Raw genomic sequence first — 25,248 nt, forward strand, 5'->3', positions numbered from 1 at the left:
AGCATGAATTCAGACAAGACCAGCCGGTTCGCGCTGCGACCGCTGAGAACGGCCGCGCTGCTTTTGTTCACGGCGAGCGCATGCGTGAATGCGCAATCGGTCGACGCCGACACCGCGCCAGCGGAAAGCACGCTGCCCGCGGTGAAAGTGACGGCTCAAAGCGATCAGGACGCGCCGTACGGACCGACGAAAGGCTACGTCGCGAAGTCCAGTTCCACGGCGCTCAAGTCCGGCACGCCGATCATCGAGACGCCGCAGTCGGTCTCCGTCGTCACGCGCGATCAGATGGATCAGCAAAACGCGCAGACGCTGAATGCCGCCGTGCGCTACGTGTCGGGCGTGACGCCGGAAACGCGCGGCGCCATCGCCACGCGCTACGATCTGCTGAAGGTGCGCGGCTTCGACGCCGACACGTACTGGAACGGCCTGAAGCTCATCGGCAACGGCTGGTATTCGACACCGCAACTCGACCCGTATCTGATGGATCGCGTCGAAGTCCTGAAAGGGCCGGTGTCCGTGTTGTACGGGCAAGCCGCGGCGGGCGGGCTGCTCAACATGGAAAGCAAGCTGCCGACTGTCGAGCCGCTGCACGAAGTGGGCGTCGAAGTCGGCAACTACGGGCATGTGCAGGGCAAGTTCGATCTATCCGGGCCGATTGCCGGCGACGACCGCTACCTCTTTCGCGTGACCGGCATCGGACGCAAGGAAGACGGACAGGTTGCCATGACGAAGAACGAGCGCATCGCGATCGCGCCGTCGTTCACCTGGCGCCCGGACAACAAGACATCGCTTACGCTGTTCGGCCTGTATCAGCACGATCCGCGCAGTTCTTCCTACGGCAGCGTGCCGCCGCAAGGCACCGTGCTCTATAACCCGAACGGCAAGCTGCCGAGCAATTTCTACGACGGCGATCCGAGCTTCGAGAGCTTCAATCGCGTGCAGGAATCCGTCGGCTACAAGTTCGACCGACGCCTCACCAACGCGTGGACGTTCCGCGCGAACGGCCGCTACATGCATCTGGCGCAGGACTACAAGAGCGTCTACGCGAGCGCGCTGGAAGACGATCTGCGCACGCTGGATCGCGGCACCGCCTATTCGCAGGACAATCTCAATACGGTCGCGCTGGACAATCAACTCGAAGGCAACTTCTCGACCGGGCCGATCGACCACACGTTGCTCGTCGGCTTCGACTATCAGCACTACGCGACGAACTTCGTCTCGGGCTTCGGCACGGCGCCTTCCATCGACATGTACGCGCCCGTGTACAACCAGACCATTGCCGTGCCTGAGTTGTCGAAGCAGGTGTTGAGCGGCACGCAATACGGCGTATATGCGCAAGACCAGGCGCGTTTCGGCAACGCGATCCTCACGCTCGGCGGGCGCGAAGACTGGATCAACAGCAAGACGCGCAACGAAACGTTCGGCACGTCGTCGAGCCAGTCCGACCGCGCGTTCACGGGCCGCGCCGGTTTGACGTATGTGTTCAACAACGGCATTGCGCCGTATGTGAGCTATACGGAGTCGTTCACACCGCAAGTGGGCACGGACATCAACGGCCGCGCGTTCGACCCGGAGCGCGGGCATCAATACGAAGTGGGCGTGAAGTATCAGCCGAAGGGTTACGACGCGCTTTTCACGGCGGCACTATTCGATCTGACGCGCGAAAACCTGCTGACCGTCGATGCTACGAACCCGAACTTCCAGTCGCAAACCGGCGAAGCACGCTCGCGCGGCGTCGAGTTCGAAGCGAAGGTCAGTCTCACCGATTCGTTGAACGTGACGGGAAGCTATACGTATTTGAATACCGTCTACACGAAGGACAACGGCGGCCTACAAGGCAAGCATCTGCCGGCGGTGCCGCAGAACCAGGCGTCGTTGTGGGCGTATTACACGATCAATCGCGGGCCGCTTGCAGGTCTCTCGCTCGGCGCGGGCGGGCGATACACCGGCACGACGTACAGCACGCAGAACGACTTCAAGGTCCAGAGCTTCTTCCTGGTCGATGCCACGCTGCGCTACGACCTCGGCCGCGCGGCCGCGCAGCTGAAGGGCGCGGAGTTGTATGTCAACGCGCAGAATCTCTTCGACAAAGAGTACGTGGCGTCGTGCTACTACGGAAGCTGGTGCGCGTTCGGCTACGGGCGGCAAGTGTTCGCGGGCATGAACTATCGCTGGTAGAACACCTGCGCGCGTCACACGGGGAATGCTGTCGTCGAGAGAATCTCGCGCAGAACCACGAAGGTCCGTATCTGCCGGACGCCCGGCAGATACAGCAGCTTCTCCGCGTGTAGCCGGTTGAAGCTGTCGCTGTCGCGCGTGCGAATCAGCATGAAGAAATCGAACTCGCCGGTAACGACGTGACACTCCATGCAGCCCGGCACCTTCTGCGCAGCCTTCTCGAAATCCGTGAAGGACTCGGGCGTCGAGCGGTCGAGCACCACGCCGATCAGCACGAGCATGCCCGCATCTAGCGCCTTCGGGTTCAGCAGCGCAACCGTGCCGCGAATCAGCCCGGCTTCGCGCAGCCGCTCGACGCGCCGCAGACACGCCGGCGGGCTCAGGTGAACCTTGGCGGCGAGCGCGACATTGGAGATGGATGCATCGCGCTGAAGCTGGCGCAGGATCGCGCGATCGACGCGATCGATCTCGATGCCCGATGCTGGCGGCTCTCGCCGTGGCGTGGTTTTTTTCATTGCGTGCGAGCACCATCCGAAGAAATAAAACTGCGCTTGGTCTGACCCATAAGGGGTCACGTTAGGCCAAAGCCGATTTCTTCGCAACGCCGACATCCGTCAGATTGACTACGATTTCCGTCAGGCGTCGCGGATCACGCGCGGCAGCCCGACCTCAATCGCACAGGATGCCGACCATGAACCTGCAACGTTTTCCCCGCTATAAGCTCACTTTCGGGCCGACGCCCATTCAGCCGCTCAAGCGCCTGAGCGCGCATCTCGGCGGCAAAGTCGAGCTCTATGCGAAGCGCGAGGACTGCAACAGCGGTCTCGCGTTCGGCGGCAACAAGACGCGCAAGCTCGAATACCTGATTCCCGAGGCGCTCGAACAGGGCTGCGATACGCTCGTGTCCATCGGCGGCATTCAATCGAATCAGACGCGTCAGGTCGCCGCCGTCGCCGCCCACCTCGGCATGAAGTGCGTGCTCGTGCAGGAAAACTGGGTCAACTACTCGGACGCCGTCTACGACCGCGTCGGCAATATCCAGTTGTCGCGCATGATGGGCGCGGACGTGCGGCTCGTGCCCGACGGCTTCGATATCGGCATCCGCAAAAGCTGGCAGGACGCGATGGACAGCGTGCGCGCGGCGGGCGGCAAGCCGTTCCCGATACCGGCGGGCTGCTCGGAGCATCCGCTGGGCGGGCTGGGTTTCGTCGGCTTCGCGGAGGAAGTGCGGCAGCAGGAAGCCGAGCTGGGCTTCAAGTTCGACTACATCGTGGTGTGCTCGGTGACGGGCAGCACCCAGGCGGGCATGGTCGTCGGTTTCGCGGCGGACGGCCGGGCGCGGCGCGTCATCGGCATCGACGCGTCCGCGAAACCGCAGCAGACGCACGATCAGATCACGCGCATTGCAAAGCACACGGCGGAACTCGTCGCTCTCGGCCAGGACATCACGCGCGACGACGTGATTCTCGACACGCGCTTCGGCGGCCCCGAATACGGCCTGCCGAACGAAGGCACGCTCGACGCCATTCGCCTGTGCGCGCGGCTGGAAGGCGTGCTGACCGATCCCGTGTACGAAGGCAAGTCGATGGACGGCATGATCCAGATGGTGCGCAACGGCGAGTTCCCCGAGGGGTCGAAAGTGCTGTACGCGCATCTGGGCGGCGTACCCGCGCTTAATGCCTACAGCTACCTGTTTCGCAACGGCTGACTCGCTTTACCTCGCACGTAATCGACGCGACGCGCGCCGGCCGGCAAGATCGGCGGCATCCTCACACAGAAGAAGGAGCCGCGAAATGACTGCTTACGCCGTTGGGCATCTGTATGAAGTCGAGATGTGCGCGGATATCGTCGCGTATCTTGAGCAAATCGACGCCACGCTCGCGCCGTTCGGCGGGCGCTTCATCATTCACGGCGGGCCGTGCGACGTGCGCGAGGGCGCGTGGCACGGCGATCTCATCGTGATCGCGTTTCCGGATTCATCGGCCGCGCGGGGATGGTACGAGTCCGACGCGTATCGGCGCATCCTGCCGCTACGCACCCGCCACGCGCGCGGCGCGGTGTTCTTGATCGACGGCGTCGATCCGACGCACAAGGCGACCGACATCCTGCACTAGCGGCGGCTCGCGGCGAACGACCGTCTACACGCGCGGTTTTGGCGCAAACTTGTCATATCACCGGTCATGGTTGATACTGCCCAGTTGCACCTTTTCCCGTACGTCGACTTAACGGTTTCGCTAATGAGCACAATTCTTGAAAGCCTTCCGACTGGGCAAAAAGTCGGTATCGCGTTCTCAGGTGGACTCGACACCAGCGCCGCGCTGCACTGGATGCGCCTGAAGGGCGCGGTGCCGTACGCCTACACGGCCAACCTCGGCCAGCCCGACGAAGACGACTACGACTCCATTCCCCGCCGCGCCACGCAATACGGCGCGGAAGGCGCGCGCCTGATCGACTGCCGCGCGCAACTGGTCGCGGAAGGCATCGCCGCGCTGCAATGCGGCGCGTTCCATATCTCGACGGCGGGCGTCACCTACTTCAACACGACGCCGCTCGGCCGCGCCGTGACCGGCACCATGCTCGTCGCCGCGATGAAGGAAGACGGCGTCAACATCTGGGGCGACGGCAGCACGTACAAGGGCAACGACATCGAGCGCTTCTACCGCTACGGCCTGCTCGTGAATCCGGACCTGAAGATCTACAAGCCGTGGCTTGACCAGACGTTCATCGACGAACTCGGCGGCCGCGCGGAAATGTCGGAGTTCATGCGCCAGTCGGGCTTCGAATACAAGATGTCGGCGGAAAAGGCGTATTCGACGGATTCGAACCTGCTCGGCGCCACGCACGAAGCCAAGGACCTCGAAAGCCTCGAATCGGGCATCAAGATCGTGAATCCGATCATGGGCGTCGCGTTCTGGCGCGACGACGTGAAGATCGACAAGGAAGAAGTAACGATCCGCTTCGAGGAAGGCCGCCCGGTCGCGCTGAACGGCAAGACGTTCACCGACGCGGTGGAGTTGCTTCTGGAAGCGAACCGCATCGGCGGGCGTCACGGCCTCGGCATGAGCGATCAGATCGAAAACCGCATCATCGAGGCGAAGAGCCGCGGCATCTATGAAGCGCCGGGACTCGCGCTGCTTCATATTGCGTATGAACGGCTCGTGACGGGCATTCATAACGAAGACACCATCGAGCAGTATCGCGAAAACGGCCGCCGCCTCGGGCGCTTGCTCTATCAGGGCCGCTGGTTCGATTCGCAGGCCATCATGCTGCGCGAAACCGCGCAACGCTGGGTCGCGCGCGCGATCACCGGCGAAGTGACGCTCGAACTGCGCCGTGGCAACGACTACTCGATTCTCAGCACGAAATCGCCGAATCTGACGTATCAGCCGGAACGCCTGTCGATGGAGAAGGTGGCATCGACGTTCTCGCCGCGCGACCGCATCGGCCAGTTGACGATGCGCAATCTGGACATCACCGATACGCGCGACAAGCTGCGCATCTACGCGCAAGTCGGGCTGCTCACGCCGGGCGAGGCGTCCGCGCTGCCGCAGATCAAGGGCGACGAGGCTTAAAGCCACGCGTCCGGTTGCCGGATGAGCGCTGCGAGCGCGCGCTCATCCGCGTATCCTGTGGGTCTCGTCACCGATCCGCAAGGAGCCGCACTTGACTCGTTTGACCATTGCGCTGCTCGGCGCGGGCAGCATGGGATCGGCGGTCGGCCGGGCGCTGTCTGCCTCCGGCGCGCGCGTGCTCACGACGCTCGAAGGCCGCAGCGCCGCGAGCGCCGCTCGTGCAAACGACGCGGGCATGGAGGACGCGAGCCTCGCCGAACTGGCCGCGTGCGATTTCATTCTTTCTATCGTGCCGCCGGCCGTCGCCGTGCAATCTGCCGAACGGCTCGCGCCCGCGCTCGCGCAGGCGGACCGAAAAGCCGTGTACGTCGATTGCAACGCCATCAGCCCCGAAACCGCCGCGACCATCGCCCGAACGGTCGATGCCACCGGCGCGCCGTTCGTTGATGCCGCCATCATCGGGCCGCCGTCTGCGCCGAAGTTCTACTTGTCCGGACCGCACGCCGCGCGCGCAGCCGTGCTCGGCGAAGCGGGCCTGAACGTGCGCGTGCTCGACGGCCCGGTCGGCGCGGCGTCGGCGCTCAAGATGTCGTATGCGGGCATCACGAAAGGGCTGACGGCGCTTGGCTCGGCCATGTCGCTTGCCGCTCTGCGCAACGGCGCGGGACAGGCGCTCTTCGACGAACTCCGCGAGAGCCAGCCCGAGCTTGCCGCATGGCTTGCCGGGAACGTGCCGCGCATGCCGCCGAAAGCGTATCGCTGGGTCGCGGAGATGGAAGAGATCGCCGCGTTCATCGGCGATGCGTACCCGGAGCATCGCATCTACGACGGCGCGGCGGGCCTTTACGCGCGGCTCGCGAACGACAAGGCTGCGACCGACGCGCTCATCGACTTCTTCGGCAAGCGCGGAGAGTGAAGGGCGACCCATGCACGCCCGCGATTTAATCCGTATCCTTTTCTTTTTGACGACGATGCAGCGCGGCGCACGCGCCGAAGCGCCGAAGCGGCAATCGTCGTGCAATAGACGCCGCGCCGGAAACGCACCGGCGCGGACCATTTTCTCAGCAAGAGGTGCTCAATGACTGCAGGTACGTATCAGAACACGCGTCTTTATATCAACGGCGAATGGTGCGACGCGCAGGGCGGCGCCACGCTCGACGTGGTGAACCCGGCCACCGGCGAGAAAATCGGCACCGTCGCGCGCGCCGGCATTCCGGATCTTGATCGCGCCGTGGCCGCCGCGCAAGCGGGCTTCGCGACGTGGCGCAAGATGAGCGCGCTCGAACGCGCCTCGCTGATGCGCAAGGCCGCCGCGCTCGTGCGCGAACGCGCCGACAGCATCGCGCGCCTGATGACGATGGAGCAGGGCAAGCCGCTTGCCGAAGCGCGCATCGAAGTGAATTCGGCGGCGGATATCATCGAATGGTTCGCGGACGAAGGGCGCCGCGTCTACGGCCGGATCGTGCCGCCGCGCAACGTCAACGCGCAGCAGACGGTCGTGAAGGAGCCGGTCGGCCCGGTCGCCGCGTTCACGCCGTGGAACTTCCCGGTCAATCAGGTGGTGCGCAAGCTCTCGGCCGCGCTCACGACGGGCTGCTCGTTCATCGTGAAGGCGCCGGAAGAAACGCCGGCATCGCCTGCCGAACTCATCCGCGCGTTCGCCGACGCGGGCGTGCCCAACGGCGTGCTCGGACTCGTGTTCGGCGATCCGCCCGAAATCTCGAAGTACCTGATCGCGCATCCGGTCATCCGCAAGGTGACGTTCACCGGCTCGACGGCCGTCGGCAAGCAACTCGCGGCGCTCGCCGGCCAGCACATGAAGCGCGCGACGATGGAACTCGGCGGCCACGCGCCCGTGATCGTCGCGGAAGACGCGGACGTCGAGCTTGCCGTGAAGGCGTCGGGCGCGGCCAAGTTCCGCAACGCGGGTCAGGTCTGCATCTCGCCGACGCGCTTTCTGGTTCACAACAGCCTGCGCGACGACTTCGCGAAGGCGCTCGTCAAGCACGCGGAGAGCCTCTCGGTCGGCGACGGCCTCGCCGAAGGCACGACGCTCGGGCCGCTCGCCAACGCGCGGCGCATCACCGCCATGGCGAGCGTCGTCGAGAACGCGCGTCAGGCGGGCGCGAAGATCGCGACGGGCGGCGAGCGCATCGGCTCGGCGGGCAACTTCTTCGCGCCGACTGTGCTGACCGACGTGCCGCTCGAGGCCGACGTGTTCAACAACGAGCCGTTCGGCCCGGTCGCGGCCATTCGCGGCTTCGATTCGCTGGAGGACGCCATCGCCGAGGCGAACCGGCTGCCGTACGGTCTTGCCGGCTACGCGTTCACGCGCTCGTTCAAGAACGTGCACTTGCTCACGAACCAGCTGGAAGTGGGCATGCTGTGGATCAACCAGCCCGCGACGCCGTGGCCGGAAATGCCGTTCGGCGGCGTGAAGGATTCGGGCTACGGCTCGGAAGGCGGACCCGAGGCGCTGGAGCCGTATCTCGTGTCGAAGTCGGTGACGGTGATGGCGGTCTGATCTCCGCTCTTTGCCCGCAATGACGCTTGGCGGCCCCGCAAGGGGCCGCTTTCTTTTGCGGCGCTCAAACGTAGAAATATCGGACGAGGTGAAAGAACACCGGCGCCGCGAAGCAGACGGAATCCACGCGATCCAGCATGCCGCCGTGCCCCGCGATCATCACGCCCCAGTCTTTCGCGCCGAGCGAGCGTTTGACCGCCGACAGCACGAGCCCGCCGACGAAGCCCGCGAGCACGATCGCGAGCGACATGAGAAACGCCGCGCCGAATCCGAACGGCGTCACCCGATACAGCGCCGCGCCGCACAGGGTCGCGAGCAATCCGCCGCCGACGAAACCTTCCACGGTCTTCGAAGGCGACAGCACCGGCGCGATCTTGCGCCGCCCGAAGAGCTTGCCGACGACATACTGCAACACATCGCTGATCTGCACGACGAGCAGGAAGAAGAACAGCAGCAGCGCGTTCTGCCCGCGATAACCGGGAATATCGAGCGTCAGCAGCGCGGGCGCGTGACTCAGCCCGTACACGCACACCATCAGCGCCCAGTTGATGCGCGCGTTGCGGCTCAGAAACTCGCGCGTGTCCTGCGTGAGCGCGGAGACGAGCGACATCGCGAAGAAAAGATGCACCGGCACGAAGATCGAATACATGCCGTACCAGTCGATGCCGAGCAGCACGTATTGCACCGGCACCGCGACGAAGAACGCGACGAAAAGCGTGGTGTGATCGCTCGCGGTGGTCGGCGTGAGCGTGATGAATTCGCGCAGCGCGAGATACGAAAGCAGCGCGAAGACGACGAACGTCGCCTTGTCGCCGAGACCGATGGCGACGACCATCACCGCGATCATGCCCCACCAGGCACGGATGCGCTGGTTCAGATTGACGATGGTCGCGCTTGTGCCCTTTGCGCGCGCGCCGAGCACTGCGCCGATCAGCGTCGCGAAGGTCAGCGCGCCCACGACACCCGCGACCAGATTCCAGAATGAAGTCGGCATAGATTAATTTCGATGTGCTGATTGAGCGAGCGCGCTCACGGCGTCGCGCATTCGGGCGAGAAACGGCGCTTTCTCTTCGCCGTCGCGCAGTGTTTCGCTCGCGCCGACGTGCACCTTGCAGATGAGCGGAATTGGCCAGATAGCGCCTTTCGGCATGATTCGCTGAAGGTTCTCCAGATACACGGGCGTCAGCGCCACGTCCGGAAACTCGCTCGCCAGATGAAAGAGCCCGCTTTTGAACGCTTGCGGCAGCGCATCGGCGCCGCGCGTGCCTTCGGGGAAGATGATGATCGAGTGGCCTTGCGCGAGCGCATCGCGCACCGGATCGAGCGGATCGCCTTCCGTCTCGCGGCGGCGGTCGATCAATACCGCGTTGAGCAAATTGCGCGCGATATGTCGCTTGATGCGCCCGGTGGCCCAGTAATCGCGCGCGGCGACAGGCCGCACGGCATCGCGCAATTCGCGTGGCAGTGCGGCGAGGATCGCGAGGGTGTCGATATGGCTCGTGTGATTCGAGAAATAGAGCTTCTGCGTGGCGGTCGGCGCGGCGCAATGCCATACCGGATACGCGCCCGCAATGAGCCGCACGAGCGCGAGCAGCAGGTCGCGCTGCCAGACATGCATAAGTTTCATCGGGTGAGAGTGCGAAGGGTGAGTGTCGGGCCGCTATTCCTTTCACATCCGCCGTTCGCTTGCAATGCGCAGTAACGAGATTTGCCAGATATCGGCGATGCTGTGACAAACCTGCTCAATTGTTGAGCTTCGGCATCCTTAGCGTTTGACGCGTGCGGAAAGGGCCGCGATAGTAGCGCCTCTTTTCCGATATCCGACGCGTCTCATGAGCCTCTACGCACTCAAACCCCGCTTCCAGAATCTCTTGCGTCCGCTGACCGACTGGCTGTATCGCCACGGCGTGACCGCTAATCAGGTGACGTTGACCGCGGCGGGCGGATCCATCGCGGTAGGCGCAATTGCGGCGTTCGGCTCGCCGCGCCGTTCGCTGTTCCTGCTGATTCCGCTTTGGCTTTTCATCCGCATGGCGCTCAATGCCATCGACGGCATGCTGGCGCGCGAGCACGGCCAGAAGAGCGCGCTCGGCGCGTACCTGAACGAATTGGGCGATGTGGTCTCCGACGTCGCGCTCACGCTGCCGTTTCTCGCGGTGCAGGCGTTTTGCGCGGCCGATGTCTGGCTCTTCGCGCTCCTGGCGGTGATCGTGGAATGCGCGGGACTCGCCGGGCCGCTCGCAGGCGCAAGCCGGCGTTACGACGGACCGTTCGGCAAGAGCGACCGCGCCTTCGTACTGGGCGCGTTTGCGCTGTGGATCGGCGCGGGTGGCACGATCGGCGCGGCCGGCGTGGGACTGTGGCGCGTGTTGATCGTCTTGTCGCTCGTGACGGCGATTCGGCGAGTGCGTGCGGGCGTCGCGGAGGCGAACCGCGCAAGCATCACAAGCGACGTCAGTTGAAGCTCCGCACGAAGCGATAGAAGATGCGCGGATGGATCTTCAAAAGACACATGGCGACGGATAACTTGGGCCGCTTGTCCGCGTAGATCTTGCCGACGTGCGTGAAGCGCAGCTTGCTCGCCACGCTGTCGAGTATCGGCGCTGCCGTCGCGTAATCGGGCGCGAGGCGCGCGGCTTCGAACGCGATGTTCCGGTACGCGTACACATACTTGAGCCGGAAGAAGAGCTGGCTGCCATTGTCGATGGGCAGCCCGCGCGTGTCGCGCTCCACGCGGTCCATGATTTCGAACAGGTCCACGATACGCGGGTTGAAGCGCACCGAAAGCCCGTTGCCGCGCTTCACGTAGTAGTACAGTTCGTCGGGAATCAGCCGCACCACGCGCGCGCGCGAAAGCGCCTGCACGCAGACGAGAATGTCTTCGTAGATGAGCCCCGCCGGATGCTCGACCGAGGCGAACAGTTCGCGCCTGAAGAGCTTGTTCCAGCAGTACGCCTGCAAGCTCAGGTCCATGATGCGGCCCACCGCCTGAAGTCCGGTGATGGTCTCGTTGCCGGTCTTGACGCGATAGACCTCGCGTCCCTGCGGGTCGATGCACTTCGCCGCGAAGATCACCACGTCCGCGCCGTGCTGGTCGGCTTCGCGGCACGCCACTTCCACCACGTTCGGCGCGACGAAATCGTCGCTGTCCACGCACAGCACGTACTCGCCGCTCGCGTGACTCACCGCGATGCGCCGCGTCTCGGCAATGCCAACGTTCTTCTCATTGCGCACGAGCTTCCACGGAATGACGTCCTGCGCTTCGAGCAGCGCGCGCGCGACTTCGCCGGAGCGGTCGGGACTGCAATCGTCGACTGCGATGATCTCGAAGTCGGTGCGCGTCTGCGCGAGAATCGAGCGGACGCATTCCGCGATGCATCCTTCCACGTCGTACATCGGCAGAAGAATGCTGACTTTCGGTATAGGCATGCAGGCTCTCACGGTTGGCCGGGGGAAGGGGCGGTATGGAGCACCGTTGGAAGGCGGCCTCGCGATGAAACGGCGGTGGACCGCCGTCGAGACTACCGTGACGAATCGTGGGGGATCGTGCGGCAGCGCACATAGGCGGCGTTGCGCCGCAGGGTGCGTTGCTTGCTGGCTGACGCACAGGCATCGCGACCTGAGACGACTTTTGACGATGCCGACTCCGCGCGATGCGCCGCGTTCGCCGAAACGCCGCTCTCGCTGCGGCGTGGCCGCGCATGAAACGCGTCGCTCAGAGCGCGCGTCGACCCGGACGAACCCGCGACGACGCCGCACGAACCGAAGCCGTGAGCCGCGCGCTTCAGCTAATGAATACCACTTGGTCTTCGTGCGCCGCCGAGTGCCGGTACCAGCACACGCGCCCCGCGCGCACGTCGAGCAACACCTGATCGAGGCCGGCTATTTCGATGCCGTCCGTGCGACATCCGTCGATAGCCGGCGCCGCGCGATTCATTCGCGCGAGCTCCCGCTTGAGTTCCATCAGACGCTTGATGGCGCCTTGCCTTGAGGTGAAATATCGAGTCATTGACCGCCGAACGCTGATCCGCCTGAAGGGCCACAGCGTAGGGCGATTCATCGGACAATAATGTGCGCTCGGCGACACACGCGCGTATGCGACACTTCGCTCGAACGCGCCATGTGCGCAGCGGAAAGGAAGAACGACGATGAACGACGTGATGCTGCCCGAGGACGACTACGACGCGACGCTCGGCGACGTGCTGGCGTTGCTCGAACAGGGGCGTCAGGCGGCGGCGCGCAGCATCAACGCGCTGATGACGGCGACGTACTGGCGCATCGGGCACCGGATCGTCGAATTCGAGCAGGGCGGCGCGGGCCGCGCGGCGTACGGTCAGGCGTTGTTGCAGCGGCTCTCGGCCGATCTGACGAAGCGCTTCGGGCGCGGCTTCGGCGTCGACAATCTGGAGCTGATGCGCCTCTTCTACCAGTCGTACGCGAGCGCCGGGATTTCCGAATCGCCGATTCGGAATTCGGCGGCGTCCGCGTCCGCGGGAAAATCCGAACCGGCGATTCGGATTTCGACGCTCGCGCAATTAGCCGAGCGGTTCCCGCTTTCATGGACGCATTACGTCCACCTCATGCGGCGCACCCGTTCCGACGACGAACGGCGTTTCTACGAAGCCGAAGCGCTGCGCGGCGGCTGGAGCGTGCGGCAACTGGACAGGCAGATCGGCAGCCAGTTCTATTCGCGCACGCTGATGTCGCGCGACAAGCGGGCGATGCTGGAGAAGGGCGCCATTGCCGAGAGCCGCGACATCGTCACGCCCGAAGAAGCCATCAAGGACCCGTACGTGCTCGAATTTCTCGACCTGAAGGACGAGTACTCGGAGAGCCAGCTCGAGGACGCCCTGATTCATCGGCTCGAGGACTTCCTGCTGGAACTGGGCGGCGACTTCACGTTCGTCGGGCGGCAGCGGCGCCTGCGCATCGGCGACAGCTGGTATCGCGTGGATCTGCTGTTCTTTCACCGGCGGCTGCGGTGTCTCGTCATCATCGACTTGAAGCTGACGGAGCTCAATCACGCCGATGTCGGGCAGATGCACATGTACTGCAACTACGCGAAAGAGCACTGGATGCTGCCGGGCGAGAACCCGCCGGTGGGGCTGATTCTATGCGCACGGACCAATGCGGCGGTCGCGAAATACGCGCTCGACGGCCTGCCGAACAAGGTGCTCGCCGCCGAATACCACATGATGCTGCCGGACGAGGCGGTGCTCGCCGAAGAACTGGCGCGCGTGCGAAGAGAATTGGAGGCCCGGCGGCTCGCGGACGGCGGCGAAGCGTAGTCGCTTCCCACCGCGTCTTACGCCGCTACCGGTTTCAGCGCGCTCAACGCCGAGCGCCATGCTTGCGAGAGCCGCTTGCGCCGCCGGGTCTCGCGATCTACATACACGTGCACGAAAGGCCTTTGCGCCGCCGGTGAATCGCTGGCTCGTGCGGCGCGATGCGACCGGGCCGATTCAACAATGTCCGCGCCCCTCAGGTCTTCTCGGCGCTTTTCAGCGCGAGACGCACGGCGCGCGCAAGGTCTTCGAGCTGGAACGGCTTGCGAAGCGCGGTGAAGCGCCGGTCGGTGATGGTCGTGACATCGACGTCCGCGTAGCCGGTCGCGAGGATCACCGGCAGGTCGGGGCGCGATTCGCGGGCGCTCGCGAGCACCTGTATGCCGTTCATGCCCGGCATCGCGTAATCGACCATCATCACGTCCGGGTTGTCGGCATCGAGACGCGCGAGGCCGCTCGGCCCGTCCTCCGCCTGCGTGACGTGATAACCGAGCGCTTCGAGACAATCGACGATCATCGTGCGCACGTCCTCGTCGTCCTCGATGACGAGGATGCGGCACGGCGTCGCCGTATCGTCGCGCGGGTCCGCGTCTAACGCTCCTTCGGACGGATCCCGCGCGCCGAACGGCAGCCAGATCTGCACGGTGGTGCCCTTGCCCACTTCGCTTTCGATGCGCGCGACGCCGCCCGCTTGCCGCGCAATGCCGTACACCTGACTGAGACCCAGGCCGGTTCCCTTGCCGACCGGCTTGGTCGTGAAGAAGGGATCGAATACGCGCGAGAGCACGCCCGGCTCGATGCCCGAGCCCGAATCGGTCACGCTGATGACGATGTAACGGCCCGGCGCGAGCGCTTCGTCGACGCTCGGCCGTTCTTCGGCGTGAATCGCCAGGCGGCCGCCGTTCGGCATCGCGTCGCGGGCGTTGATCGCGAGATTGAGTATCGCGAGTTCGAGCTGGTTCGCGTCGGCTTGCGTCCAGAGATCGTCGGACGCAGTCGTGATCGACAGCGCGATGGTCGAGCCGAGCGAGATCGAAATGATGTCGCGGATGCCGTGCAACAGCGCGGCCACGTTCACCGCTTTCAAATCCAGATTGCTCGTGCGCGAAAACGTCAGCAATTGCGCGGTCAGCTTCGCGCCCCGCTCGGTCGCACGCTTAGTGGTCGCGGCCATCTTGAGCACGCGCTCGTCCTTGCTGATGCGCGCGAGCAGTTCCGCGTTGGCCATGATCACGTTCAGCAGGTTGTTGAAGTCGTGCGCGATGCCGCCGGTCAGCTGCCCGAGCGCTTCCATCTTCTGCGACTGCACGAGCACGGCCTGCACCTTGGCGCGTTCGTGAATCTCGCGCATCAGACGGTTGTTGGCCGACGCGAGCTCGTGCGTGCGTTCCGCGATGCGGCTTTCGAGCGATTCGTTGAGCCGTTGGAGCGCTTCCTGCGCCTTGACGCGGTCGATGAGATGCTGCTCCGACTCGGCGAGGTGCCTGCGCGCATCGTATTGCCGGGCGCGCGCCCGCAACGACGACGCCACGGCGCGGCGCAAGGTTTCGGAGTTGAGCGGCCGTTCGAGCACCAGCACGTTGCCGAGCCGCTCCAGCATCTCGATGCTCTTGGCGGAGCGCCTGCCCGGCAGCCGCCCGGAGAGCAGCACGATCGGGAAATCCGACCATGCGGGCTGCTGTTCGATCCATGCGGCAAGGGCCATCGCGCTGTCGTCCAGCAGCGATTCTTCGGTGATGATGGCGACGGCCGCGCCCCGGTCCAGTTCGGTCACGAGCACGCGCGAGTCGGCGCAAACGAAGCACTCGCGGCCCTCCGTCTTGAGGACATCGACGATGACCTCGGCGTCGCGGCCGAAAGGCGCAACGATCAGTACGCGATGTTCCATCGCGTTATTCCCGTGGCGAGGCCGGCTCGCCCTCCGATGAGGCGAGCATGGCGGTATCGCCCCGGTAAGTCGGCAGGCCGCTCAACACGCCTTCGAAATCGCGCAGCGCCTCGCCGACGTTCAAGCCCTTGCTGCCGAGCCGGAACTGACGGATCGAGCGTTCGTGGCCGTTGGCGCGGCTCTTGACGGCGGTCACGGCGGTGAGCACTTCGCCCTGGCGTTCGAAATAGCGAAAGAGCAGCACGACGTCGCTGAGATAGCTGATATCGATATCGCTCTGTATCTCGCCGATGATCCCGTGCTGGCCCAGCACGAGCATGGTGATGACGCCGCGCTGGTTCAAATACGTGAGCAGCTCGTGCATCTGAAGCAGCAGATAGCGCTCGCCGGGCATGGCCTGCAGATACGCGTTCAGGCTGTCGATGGCGACGAAGCGCGCGCCGTCCTGCTCCACGCTCTTGCGCACGTCGCTCGTGAATTCGCCGGGCGAGATCTCGGCGGGATCGATCTGGCGCAGCGTCAAGAGGCCGCTGTCGAGATGCGGTCTGAGGTCGATGCCGAGGCTCGTCGAGCGGCGCACGAGCGTCATCAGCGTCTCGTCGAAGAGATAGTAGACGCACGGCTGACCGCGATTGAGCGCGGCGAGCAGACACGAGGCGACCGTCGTCGTCTTGCCGACGCCCGACGGACCGACGATCAGCGTGTTGGTGCCCGGCACGAGGCCGCCGCCCATGAGCGCATCCAGCTCACGCGTTCCGGTGCTGAGCGAATCCGAAGCGAAGTCCGCGTGATGCTCCGCCGCGACGAGCCGCGGATACACCTCGATGCCGCCCGTCTTCAGCGTCATGTCGTGAAAGCCTTCGCGGAACCGGATGCCGCGCATTTTCGCGATGCGTATGCGCCGGCGCTCGCCGCCGTAGTCGTGCACGAGGTTGTCGAGGCTGATGACGCCGTGCGCGATGCTGTGCAGCTGCAAGTCGCCGGTTTCGGACGTGTGGTCGTCGAGCAGCATGACGGTGCAGGCGCGCGTGGCGAAATAGCGCTTGAGCGCGAGAATCTGGCGGCGATAGCGCAGCGAATTCTGCGACAACATACGCAGTTCGGAGAGGCTGTCGAAGACGAGGCGGGCGGGCTTCAGTTCATCGACTTTGGCGATCACGTCGCGCACGGTCTCGCCGAGTTCGACTTCGGCGGGATGCAGCACGGTCTGCTCGTAAGCGGGATCGAGCCCTTCGTCCGACAATAGTTCGATGATGGTGAAGCGGCTTGTGTCCCAGCCGTGGCTTTCGGCGACGGCGACGAGTTCGTCCCGCGTTTCGGACAGTGTGATGTACAGCCCCGGCTCGCCGACCTCGGCGCCTTTGAGTAAAAACTGCAAGGCGAGGGTGGTTTTACCTGCGCCGGGCGCGCCTTCGACCAGATACATGCGGTGCGGCGTGAGCCCGCCGCCCAGGATATCGTCGATTCCTTCGATCCCGGATTGAATGCGCCCCCGTTGTGGCGCGGAGATGTTGTCTGGCATGTGATTGCTTCTGATGATCGACGAGATGGGCGATGTCCGCTACGGGGACTGCAAGAAGCAGGCCGGGCTCGTCGTCGTAGCGCGGCAGGCGGATGGCGGAGCGGACGCGCGGTTCGCGCGGGCGTGGCTGCGGCGGGCGGCCGCCTAAAGCATTCGTTCGATGGTCGGCGAAGGCTACCACATCGATGAGAGGGTGCGGCTGGTTTCGTTGGGTGGAGCAGCGAGCGCATCGATAGACGGCGGTTCTTGATGGCGCGGTGTTCGAGTTGATGAGCATCGCCGCTTTGCGTTCGCTGACGCTCTTCTTGAAGCTTTGGATGAACGCAAAATCATGGGGCCGCGGCAGCCATGACATGAGCGCTATTCCCGACGGTTTTATCGAGCCAAGGGGCTCGGAGGACGTGGTGATAGTGGGCGTGGAAGGTGCTCCAGGGCTGTTTATAAGTTGAGTGCCACGGACTGACTGCGGAGTGGCCACACTGCTAGTGCTGCGGGCCAGAAAAGCTGCTTTCTTTGGTTACTTTCTTTGCAGCGGCAAAGAAAGTGACCCCCGCCCCGGGGAGGGGCAACGCTAATACACCGACACGAATACAAGTTCCATAGAATGACAATACAACCGCCCCAGCAGCAGACAAGCAAAAGAAACCGGAGACACCCAACCAAATGCCAGAAAAAAAGACTGAAGGCCTGTCCAAAGGCCTGACCAACTACGGCGATCGCGGATTCGCCCTGTACCTGCGCCGCTCGTTCGCCCGCTCGATGGGCTACACCTCCGACATGCTGACCAAGCCGATCGTCGGCATCGCATCGAGCGGATCGGGCTTCAACAATTGCCATCGCGGCATGCCGGAGCTCGTCGAAGCAGTCAAGCGCGGCGTGCTCGCAGCGGGCGGCTTGCCCATCGACTTTCCGACCATCTCGCTCGGCGAAGTGTTCCTCAATCCGACCTCGATGATGTTCCGCAACCTCATGAGCATGGACGTCGAGGAAATGCTGCGCGCCCAGCCGATGGACTCCGTGGTACTGATCGGCGGCTGCGACAAGACCGTGCCCGCGCAATTGATGGGCGCCGCTGCCGCCGATATCCCCGCCGTGCAACTCGTCGTCGGACCGATGATGACCGGCCGTCATCAAGGCGAGCGCCTCGGCGCGTGCACCGACTGCCGCCGCTTCTGGGGCAAGTTCCGCGCGGGCGAAGTCGGCGAGCAGGAGATCGACCAGATCGAAGGGCGGCTCGCGACCACCGCCGGCACCTGCGCGGTGATGGGCACGGCAAGCACCATGGCGTGCATCGCGGAGACGCTCGGCATGTCGCTGCCGGGCACCGCCGCGATTCCCGCCGTCCATGCCGACCGCATTCGCGCCGCCGAAGCGAGCGGCGCGCGCGCCGTGCAGCTCATTCGCGCGCCGCTGCGCCCGAGCCAGATCATCACGGAGAAGTCCGTCGAGAACGCGCTACGCGTGCTGCTGGCCATCGGCGGGTCGACTAACGCGATCATCCACTTGACCGCCGTCGCCGGGCGGCTCGGCATTCCGGTGTCGCTCGAACGGCTGAACGTGCTCTCCGACGACACGCCGGTGCTCGTCAATCTGAAGCCGACGGGCGAGCACTACATGGAAGACTTCTTCGCTGCGGGCGGCATGACGGCGGTGCTGCGCGAACTCGCGCCGAAGCTGCATCTGGATGCGATGACCGTCACCGGCGAAACGCTCGGCGAACGCATCGCGGCGGAGCGCGAGGCGTGGGTCGATCATCGCATCGTGCGCGAGCTGTCCGACCCGGTCGAACCGCAAGGCGGGCTCGTCGCGTTGTTCGGCTCGCTTGCGCCGCGCGGCGCGATTCTCAAGCGATCCGCCGCCGACAAGGCGCTCTTCGAGAAAGAGGGCCGCGCCGTGGTCTTCGAATCGCTCGAAGACCTGGCCGCGCGCATCGACGATCCCGCGCTCGATGTCGAGGCCGACGACATTCTCGTGCTGCAAAACGCCGGTCCCGCGAGCGGCACGGGCATGCCCGAAGCGGGCTATCTGCCGATTCCGAAGAAGCTCGCGCAGAAGGGCGTGAAGGACATGCTGCGCATTTCGGATGCGCGCATGAGCGGCACTGCATATGGAACCATCGTGCTGCATGTCACGCCGGAAGCCGCGCTCGCGGGGCCGATCGGGCTTGTGCGCAACGGCGACCGCATCCGGCTTTCGGTGCGCGATCGGCGTATCGACCTGCTGGTCGATGAGGCCGAACTCGCGCGCCGCGCAGCCGATGTCAAACCGCCCAAGCGCGTGCTGCGCGGCTATCAGAAGCTGTATCAGGAGCACGTATTACAGGCCGATGCGGGTTGCGACTTCGATTTCCTGCAGGCGGTATCGAAGGATTCCTGAGCGTCGTCCATCGCGCGGGAAGGCGCGCGCCCCGGCGCGCATCACTGATCGAACATGCAAGTACGATTCGTTCGGCAACCCGAAGCCGCCATCGCCGCGTCGCGCGGGCGAGCCGCGCAGTCCTGTCCGCGATGCGCCCAAAGCGCCGCCAGCCGGCACCGTATAATGGCCGCCCGCCACGGCGCGCGCGGGTGCGCGCGCGCCTGCGACAGCGCCTGATCCCAGCGAATCCGGTTCACTCAATCGAACTTCCGCCTTAAACAGCTCGAAGCATCAGAAAACAGAAGGAAAGCCCGCGTGGAAGACCTTTTCCAATCCGTCAACGCGTTCTTTGCGTTCATCGCGCCCATTTCCGATTTTCTTTGGGATTTTCCGACCAACTTCGCGGCCTATTCGCGCATCCCCGTGCTCGGCCGGTTTCCGTTCGCGATTCTGCTGCTGGTCGGCGTAGGCATCCACTTCAGCATCCGCACGCGCTTTGTCCAGACGATGAACATGCGCAAGATCGTGCGCATCATGCAGCGCAGGCAGTCGTCCAGAACGGGCGTGAGCGCGATGGCTTCATTCATGCTCGGACTGGCGATGCGCGCCGGGCCGGGCAACATCGTCGGCATTACAGGCGCCATTTCGGTCGGCGGTCCCGGCGCGTTGTTCTGGATGTGGGTCGCCGCCTTCTTCGGCATGGCGACGGCCTTCATGGAATCCGTGCTCGCGCAGTTGTTCAAGGAGAAGAACGGCGACGAGTTCGTCGGCGGCTTGCCGTTCTACGGGCGGCGCGTGCTCGGGGGACGGCGCATCGTGGGCACGTTCCTGTCGCTCGTGTTTATCGTCTATGCATTATTCAACGTGCCGCCGCAAACGTTCAACGTCTTCACCGCGATGGGCACCATTGCCGATACCGTCGCAGGCGAGCACCTCGCCCGGCAATCCACCGCGTACTACGGCATCGCGGCGACGCTCGTTTTCGCGTGCGCGTTCATCATCATGGGCGGCATCAGGCGCGTCACGGCTTACACGGACGTGCTGGTGCCGATCAAGGCCGCGCTCTTTTGCGCGATGTCGCTCGTCATCATCCTGATCAATCTGCCGCTCGTGCCTTACTTCTTTCGCGAGGTCGTCGTCGGCGCGTTCGCGCCGCGTGCACTCTTCGGCGGCGCGATCGGCACGGCGCTCGCGCAGGGCGTGAAGCGCGGCCTCATGTCGAACGAGGCGGGGCAGGGCACCATCACGATGGCGGCGGCCATCGCCGACAACGCGCATCCGTGCGAACAAGGCTTCGTGCAGAGCCTCGGCGTGTTCTTCGACACGATGGTGATCTGCACGATGACCGGCTTTATCGTCGTGATGGCGCACGTGTGGACCGGAACCGTCGACGGGCAGGCATGGGAAGCCGTGCGCGCCTCGAAGATCACGGTCTATCTCGCTTCGGTGCAGGCGCTCGTGCCGCTCTGGGCCGCGCATGCCATCAAGATCATCATGTGCGTGTGCTACGGGCTTTTCGCTTTCACGACGCTCCTCGGCATGATCTCGTTTGCCGAAATCTCGGCGAACTTCATCTCGCGCCGCCGCGCGTTCATCGCCGGTATTCGCGTGGCCGGCTCGCTGGTGTTCGTGCCGTTCGGCGCGTTGACCGTGCTGGCCGGGCTCGAACTGCCGAACCTCTGGGCGCTCTCGGACCTGATGAACATCGTGATGGTGCTGCTTAACGTGCCGATCGTTCTGCTCGGGCAAGCGCTCGTCTATAAGGCGCTCGCGCACTATCGCGCGACGGGCGGCGGCGCGTTCGTATCGGAAGAAATCGGAGTGAAAACGGCGTGCTGGCCTGGCGATGCGCGTCGCGCCGCGCCGGTTCACGAACGCGAGACCGTCGACGCTTAAATCGCGCGGGGCATCGCTCAGGCCGGATTCTGACGCAGCAGTTCGGCCACCATCGCGCTGTCGAGATACGCGCGCACCTCGACGATCGAGCCTTCCTCGAAACGGCACACCCAGCAGTAGCGATTGTCGAAGTGCATGCCGTTCGCCGCGCGCACGTCCGAATGCAGCTCGACCGCGGCCGTGTCGCCATCGACGAGCGCGTGCGTGACCGTCAGCTTTGCGCCGTCGGGCAGCGCCTTCGCGAGGCGCGCGAACGTATGTTCGAGAAACGCCTTCTTGCCACGATAGCGCCCGGCGAGCGGATGCGTGCCCATCACGGTCCAGTCGACGTCATCGGCGACGCGCGCGAAGAAGGCGTCCGTATCGTCCCTGAGCTTTCCGAAAAGCGCGAGCACGTCTTCCTTGTTCATGCGCCGCCCCATTGCATCGACAAACCGCCGTCGATGGTCCAGGTCTGTCCGGTTACGTAATCGCCGTCGTCGGAGGCGAGAAAGAGCGCGAGACGCGCGATCTCCTCCGGTTGCCCCGGACGATGCCACGGAATCACCGACATCGACTTCTCGCGAGCGTCAGGGTCGTTCAGGCGCTCTTGCGTCATCGGCGTTTCGATGAGTCCGGGCGCGATGTTGTTCACGTTGATCTTGTCGTTGGCGACTTCGCGCGACAGGCTGCGCGTGAGCGAGCCGAGCGCGGCCTTGGCCATGCCGTACGGCGCGCTTTCCGGCGTCGGCAAATGCTGCGCGACCGACGAAATCGTGACGATGCGCCCGCCGCCGCCCGCCTCGCGCCGCAGCTTCACGAACTCGCGGCAGCAGTAGAGCGGCCCGAAGAGATCGGTCCGGATGACGGTTTCCAGTTGGGCGTCGTCGAGCTCGGCCACTTCGGCGCCGCCGGCGCCCACGCCTGCATTGTTCACCAGAATGTCGAGGCGTCCCAACTGCGCCGTGACTTCGCCGAAGATGCGCTTGACGGACACGGGGTCGCCCACGTCGCCTTGCAGCACGAGCGCGCGCCGGCCGAAGGAAGCGATCTTCGCTGCGGTCTGGTCTGCGCCCGCGCGGTCGGTGTGGTAGATGACCGCGACGTCCGCGCCTTGCTCCGCGAACAGCGTCGCGATTGCCTGGCCGATGCCGGAGTCGCTTCCGGTAACGAGCGCCGTCTTCCCTTGCAGTTTCATCTGTACTCCTCGCGAGCGGTTGAGCGATGAACCAGCGTTAGCAAACGGCGTACGCGCACGTTAGCGGCGGAGCGCGCCGCGAGACGAAAAGATTCGCATTTGCAAACATAGGAGGAATGCATAATGCAGGCGAAAGGTGTCATCAATCTGACGAGTTGCCAACCATGATTGTTCGAATCGCGCAGTATCCGCCGGGCAAGCGCCTGGTGTTCGGAATGGCGTCCACTGCCGCCGTCCTGGTGGCGCAGCAGGTGCTGACCGTGGTGGCCCACGGACGGTTGACTTTTCTTCTCGTCAGCGCGTCGCTTCCGCTCATCACAGTGCTGTTCGGCGGCTGGTCGGGTGTGTTCCTGCTGGCAGCCGGCACGGTGTACGGCGCATTGTGGATGCCGCCTGTCGGCAATTTGACGGTCGAAGGGCACAGCGACCGGATCGTGCTGCTGGCCTTCGTCGTGGTCGGCGCGCTTTTGGTGGCGGCGGGCCAGCAGCTCGCCAAGGTCGCCAGACGCGCCGGGCGGGCGGAGGCCGCTTCGCAGGAGACAGCCGAGCGCCTGTTGCAAATGGAGCGCGACGCGCGGCACCGCTTCGACGTCGCGCTCAATAGCGCAGGCGTGCCGTTCTTCATCCTCACGCCGATCGTGCGCAACGGCCGCGTGGCGGAGTTTCGCTGGGACTACCTCAACGACGCGGCCGCGCACTTGTTCAATCGGGCGACGACGGTGGTCATCGGCAGTTCGACCACGTATGTGCGTCCGCGCGGCTGGGACGCGGACGTGCTTCTGAAGCGGCTCGCGCCGTTGGCGGAGGCAGAGGGCCGCGATGCGTTCGATGTGAGCGTGCAGGGAGAGCACGGCGAGCAGTGGTTCCACGTCGTGGCTGCGTCGCTCGACGGTTCAGTGGTCGCATGGTTCGGCGACGTGACGCCGCGCGTGCGCGCCGAACAGGCGCTTTCCGAAGCGGACCGGCGCAAGGATGAATTTCTCGCGACGCTCGCTCACGAGTTGCGCAATCCGCTCGCGCCCATCCGTCAGGTCGCGGAAATTCTGGAACAGCCACACCTGACCGACGAGCGCCGCAAGTGGTGCATCACGGTGCTGCGCCGGCAATCGGCCGCGATGGCGCTTTTGCTGGACGACCTGCTCGACGTGTCACGCATCACGCGTGGCGCGCTGACGCTTCGCAAGGAAGCCGTGGCGCTGCGGGATGTCGTCGAGGATGCGGTGGACACCGCGCGGCCGATGCTGGAGGGCAAGGGTCACGACCTCGTCGTCAAGCTGCCCTCGCGGCCCTTGCACATCGAGGCGGACCGCCTGCGAATTGCGCAGGTATTGGCGAACCTGTTGACGAACGCCGCGAAATACACGCCGTCCGGCGGGCGCATCGAACTGACGGCGAAGGCGGACGACGCCGAGATCGTGGTATCGGTCGCGGACAACGGCATCGGTATCGATCCGGACAAGCTGTCGGCCATCTTCTCGATGTTCTCGCAAGTGAATCGCGATCATCATCGGCAGGGCGGGCTCGGCATCGGACTCGCGCTCTCGAAATCGCTGATCGAGCTGCACGGAGGCCGGCTGACTGCATCGAGCGCCGGAAAAGACCAGGGAAGCTGCTTCTCCGTTCATCTTCCCGCGCAGTGCCGCGTGGTGGCGCCGCCCGCTCCGGCGCGCGACATGCCCGCCATTTCCGCCGAGATCGAGAAGCATCGCATCCTGGTGGTCGATGACAACGTCGATGCGGCCGACGCGCTCACCGCGCTGCTCGAACTCGAAGGCCACGAAGTGCGCACGGTCTATTCCGGCGAGGAGGCGGTCGACATACTGAGCCACTACACGCCCGAAGTCATCCTGCTGGACCTCGGCTTGCCGGGCATGAGCGGCATCGAGGTCGCGCGCCGCATCAGGTCGAGACCGTCGACGGCGAATGTGACGCTCATCGCGATCACCGGATGGGGGCAGCCGCAGGACCGAGCGCGCACCGCGGACGCCGGCTTCGATTATCACTTCACGAAGCCGGTCGATGTGGCGCAGCTCAATCACGCGATCGAGAGCGCGGTCACCGCGTCTTAGCAGGGCGCGTCATCGCGCGGGAAGGGTTATGCGAAGGGCGAAGCATGCGGCAGCGTCGACGGAGGTGAGAATGCGCTCCGTCTTACACCGCGCGGGAAGATCATGCGGCGGTAGAAGCGGCTGCCGGACGGCGATCTTCGGCGGCGCGTTGGAGCCCCGCAGCCCCGGGCGCGGCACGCCCGGGTTCGCTGGTCGAGCACCGTGTGAAGCACCCGATTAGGGCAAGCGCGTCGCACGCTCGAATCGGTACGACGCGCGTGATGACGCGAACACGTACAACGAGGACGATCTCGTCGAAACGCAGCAGACGCGTTCGGGTTCCAGCGCGAAAAGGCGCTGGCGTGTTGTTCGATGAATGACGGACGCCGACGGTTTGATTGCGTCATCAAGAGCGTGGCTTGACGGACACCGCAGCAAGACGCGCTTTCACCTCAGGACGCCGAAGTCTGACGGACGCCGACGGCATCATCGCGTGACCAAGAGCGTGGCTCGACGGAAACCTCGGGGCGGCGCGCTTTCCGCTCAGGACGCCGAAGTCTGACGAACGCCGACGGCTTTATAGCGTCACCAAGAGCGTGGCTTGACGGAAAACGCGGGGCGGCGCGCTTTCGCCTCACGATGCCGAAGTCTGACGGACGCCGACGGCATCATCGTGTGACCAAGAGCGTGGCTCGACGGAAACCTTAGGACGGCGCGCTTTCCGCTCAGGACGCCGAAGTCTGACGAACGCCGACGGCCCGTTCCCGTGACCTACAGCGTGGATCGACGGAAACCGCAGG

Annotated in this window: 21 protein-coding genes and 1 pseudogene; 13 read left to right on the top strand and 9 right to left on the bottom strand. The window is 64.7% G+C overall.

Features of this window, described 5'->3' with window-relative positions:
- Positions 1–3 precede the first annotated feature (3 nt).
- Positions 4–2,178, top strand: a complete 2,175-nt coding sequence (locus tag JYK05_RS22015; protein ID WP_206469807.1) for a TonB-dependent siderophore receptor — start codon at positions 4–6, stop codon at positions 2,176–2,178.
- 14 nt (positions 2,179–2,192) lie between these two features.
- Here the strand turns inward: JYK05_RS22015 and JYK05_RS22020 are convergent, their stop codons facing one another.
- The gene (locus JYK05_RS22020) at positions 2,193–2,693 is read right to left on the bottom strand and encodes an Lrp/AsnC family transcriptional regulator (protein WP_175943788.1); all 501 of its coding nucleotides are present in this window, start codon (positions 2,691–2,693) and stop codon (positions 2,193–2,195) included.
- 176 nt (positions 2,694–2,869) lie between these two features.
- Here JYK05_RS22020 and JYK05_RS22025 point away from each other — a divergent pair, with 176 nt between their 5' ends.
- The 5 genes from JYK05_RS22025 (at position 2,870) to JYK05_RS22045 (ending at position 8,274) form a co-directional block, all read left to right on the top strand.
- Complete coding sequence (locus tag JYK05_RS22025) at positions 2,870–3,886, top strand: 1-aminocyclopropane-1-carboxylate deaminase (protein WP_206469809.1); 1,017 nt, start codon at positions 2,870–2,872, stop codon at positions 3,884–3,886.
- Positions 3,887–3,971: 85 nt separating this feature from the next.
- The gene (locus tag JYK05_RS22030) at positions 3,972–4,292 is read left to right on the top strand and encodes a DUF1330 domain-containing protein (protein WP_175943792.1); all 321 of its coding nucleotides are present in this window, start codon (positions 3,972–3,974) and stop codon (positions 4,290–4,292) included.
- 123 nt (positions 4,293–4,415) lie between these two features.
- Complete coding sequence (gene argG / locus JYK05_RS22035; protein ID WP_175943794.1) at positions 4,416–5,750, top strand: argininosuccinate synthase; 1,335 nt, start codon at positions 4,416–4,418, stop codon at positions 5,748–5,750.
- A gap of 91 nt (positions 5,751–5,841) precedes the next feature.
- Entirely contained in the window at positions 5,842–6,666 is an 825-nt protein-coding gene (locus tag JYK05_RS22040) for a DUF1932 domain-containing protein (protein ID WP_371826461.1), read from the top strand.
- 162 nt (positions 6,667–6,828) lie between these two features.
- Positions 6,829–8,274, top strand: a complete 1,446-nt coding sequence (locus JYK05_RS22045; protein WP_175943797.1) for an NAD-dependent succinate-semialdehyde dehydrogenase — start codon at positions 6,829–6,831, stop codon at positions 8,272–8,274.
- 64 nt (positions 8,275–8,338) lie between these two features.
- Here JYK05_RS22045 and JYK05_RS22050 read toward each other — a convergent pair whose 3' ends face one another.
- Positions 8,339–9,268 carry a phosphatidate cytidylyltransferase gene (locus tag JYK05_RS22050; RefSeq protein ID WP_206469812.1) on the bottom strand — a complete coding sequence of 310 codons (930 nt, stop codon included), beginning with the start codon at positions 9,266–9,268 and terminating at the stop codon, positions 8,339–8,341.
- 3 nt (positions 9,269–9,271) lie between these two features.
- Entirely contained in the window at positions 9,272–9,901 is a 630-nt protein-coding gene (locus JYK05_RS22055) for a lysophospholipid acyltransferase family protein (protein WP_206469813.1), read from the bottom strand.
- 205 nt (positions 9,902–10,106) lie between these two features.
- Here JYK05_RS22055 and JYK05_RS22060 point away from each other — a divergent pair, with 205 nt between their 5' ends.
- On the top strand, positions 10,107–10,736 hold the full coding sequence (locus JYK05_RS22060; protein WP_206469814.1) for a CDP-alcohol phosphatidyltransferase family protein: 630 nt from the start codon (positions 10,107–10,109) through the stop codon (positions 10,734–10,736).
- Here JYK05_RS22060 and JYK05_RS22065 read toward each other — a convergent pair.
- Positions 10,729–11,703: a glycosyltransferase family 2 protein gene (locus JYK05_RS22065; protein ID WP_206469815.1), complete on the bottom strand. Its 975-nt coding sequence runs from the start codon at positions 11,701–11,703 to the stop codon at positions 10,729–10,731. The two genes, JYK05_RS22060 and JYK05_RS22065, sit on opposite strands and share 8 nt — an antisense overlap.
- A 355-nt stretch (positions 11,704–12,058) precedes the next feature.
- Positions 12,059–12,238 (bottom strand): hypothetical protein, encoded by a 180-nt coding sequence (locus tag JYK05_RS22070; protein ID WP_206469817.1) that lies wholly within the window; start codon positions 12,236–12,238, stop codon positions 12,059–12,061.
- A 184-nt stretch (positions 12,239–12,422) separates the two neighbouring features.
- On the opposite strand from JYK05_RS22070, the gene JYK05_RS22075 reads away from it, so the two are divergent.
- Complete coding sequence (locus JYK05_RS22075) at positions 12,423–13,562, top strand: YhcG family protein (RefSeq protein WP_206469824.1); 1,140 nt, start codon at positions 12,423–12,425, stop codon at positions 13,560–13,562.
- A 193-nt stretch (positions 13,563–13,755) separates the two neighbouring features.
- Here JYK05_RS22075 and JYK05_RS22080 read toward each other — a convergent pair whose 3' ends face one another.
- A complete protein-coding gene (locus JYK05_RS22080) occupies positions 13,756–15,447 on the bottom strand; it encodes a response regulator (protein ID WP_206469826.1) in 1,692 nt (563 codons plus the stop codon).
- Between the two features lie 4 nt (positions 15,448–15,451).
- Positions 15,452–16,969, bottom strand: a complete 1,518-nt coding sequence (locus JYK05_RS22085) for an ATPase domain-containing protein (protein ID WP_206469828.1) — start codon at positions 16,967–16,969, stop codon at positions 15,452–15,454.
- A gap of 4 nt (positions 16,970–16,973) precedes the next feature.
- Here JYK05_RS22085 and JYK05_RS22090 point away from each other — a divergent pair, with 4 nt between their 5' ends.
- The 3 genes from JYK05_RS22090 to JYK05_RS22100 all read left to right on the top strand — a co-directional run bounded on the left by JYK05_RS22090 (position 16,974) and on the right by JYK05_RS22100 (position 21,223).
- Positions 16,974–17,117 carry a hypothetical protein gene (locus tag JYK05_RS22090; RefSeq protein ID WP_206469830.1) on the top strand — a complete coding sequence of 48 codons (144 nt, stop codon included), beginning with the start codon at positions 16,974–16,976 and terminating at the stop codon, positions 17,115–17,117.
- Between the two features lie 515 nt (positions 17,118–17,632).
- The gene (locus JYK05_RS22095) at positions 17,633–19,345 is read left to right on the top strand and encodes an IlvD/Edd family dehydratase (protein ID WP_206469831.1); all 1,713 of its coding nucleotides are present in this window, start codon (positions 17,633–17,635) and stop codon (positions 19,343–19,345) included.
- A 297-nt stretch (positions 19,346–19,642) separates the two neighbouring features.
- A complete protein-coding gene (locus JYK05_RS22100; protein WP_206469832.1) occupies positions 19,643–21,223 on the top strand; it encodes a sodium:alanine symporter family protein in 1,581 nt (526 codons plus the stop codon).
- Positions 21,224–21,240: 17 nt separating this feature from the next.
- Here JYK05_RS22100 and JYK05_RS22105 read toward each other — a convergent pair whose 3' ends face one another.
- Positions 21,241–21,633 carry a nuclear transport factor 2 family protein gene (locus tag JYK05_RS22105; protein ID WP_206469833.1) on the bottom strand — a complete coding sequence of 131 codons (393 nt, stop codon included), beginning with the start codon at positions 21,631–21,633 and terminating at the stop codon, positions 21,241–21,243.
- Positions 21,630–22,400 (bottom strand): SDR family NAD(P)-dependent oxidoreductase, encoded by a 771-nt coding sequence (locus JYK05_RS22110; protein WP_206469834.1) that lies wholly within the window; start codon positions 22,398–22,400, stop codon positions 21,630–21,632. Before JYK05_RS22110 ends, JYK05_RS22105 begins: the two co-directional genes overlap by 4 nt.
- A 164-nt stretch (positions 22,401–22,564) precedes the next feature.
- On the opposite strand from JYK05_RS22110, the gene JYK05_RS22115 reads away from it, so the two are divergent.
- On the top strand, positions 22,565–24,469 hold the full coding sequence (locus JYK05_RS22115) for an ATP-binding protein (protein ID WP_206469835.1): 1,905 nt from the start codon (positions 22,565–22,567) through the stop codon (positions 24,467–24,469).
- Positions 24,470–24,657: 188 nt separating this feature from the next.
- Positions 24,658–24,824 (top strand): annotated as a pseudogene (gene rpsQ / locus JYK05_RS26450) (30S ribosomal protein S17); the annotation flags it as partial.
- Positions 24,825–25,248 lie beyond the last annotated feature (424 nt).

Source organism: Caballeronia sp. M1242 (assembly GCF_017220215.1).
Classification (GTDB): domain Bacteria; phylum Pseudomonadota; class Gammaproteobacteria; order Burkholderiales; family Burkholderiaceae; genus Caballeronia.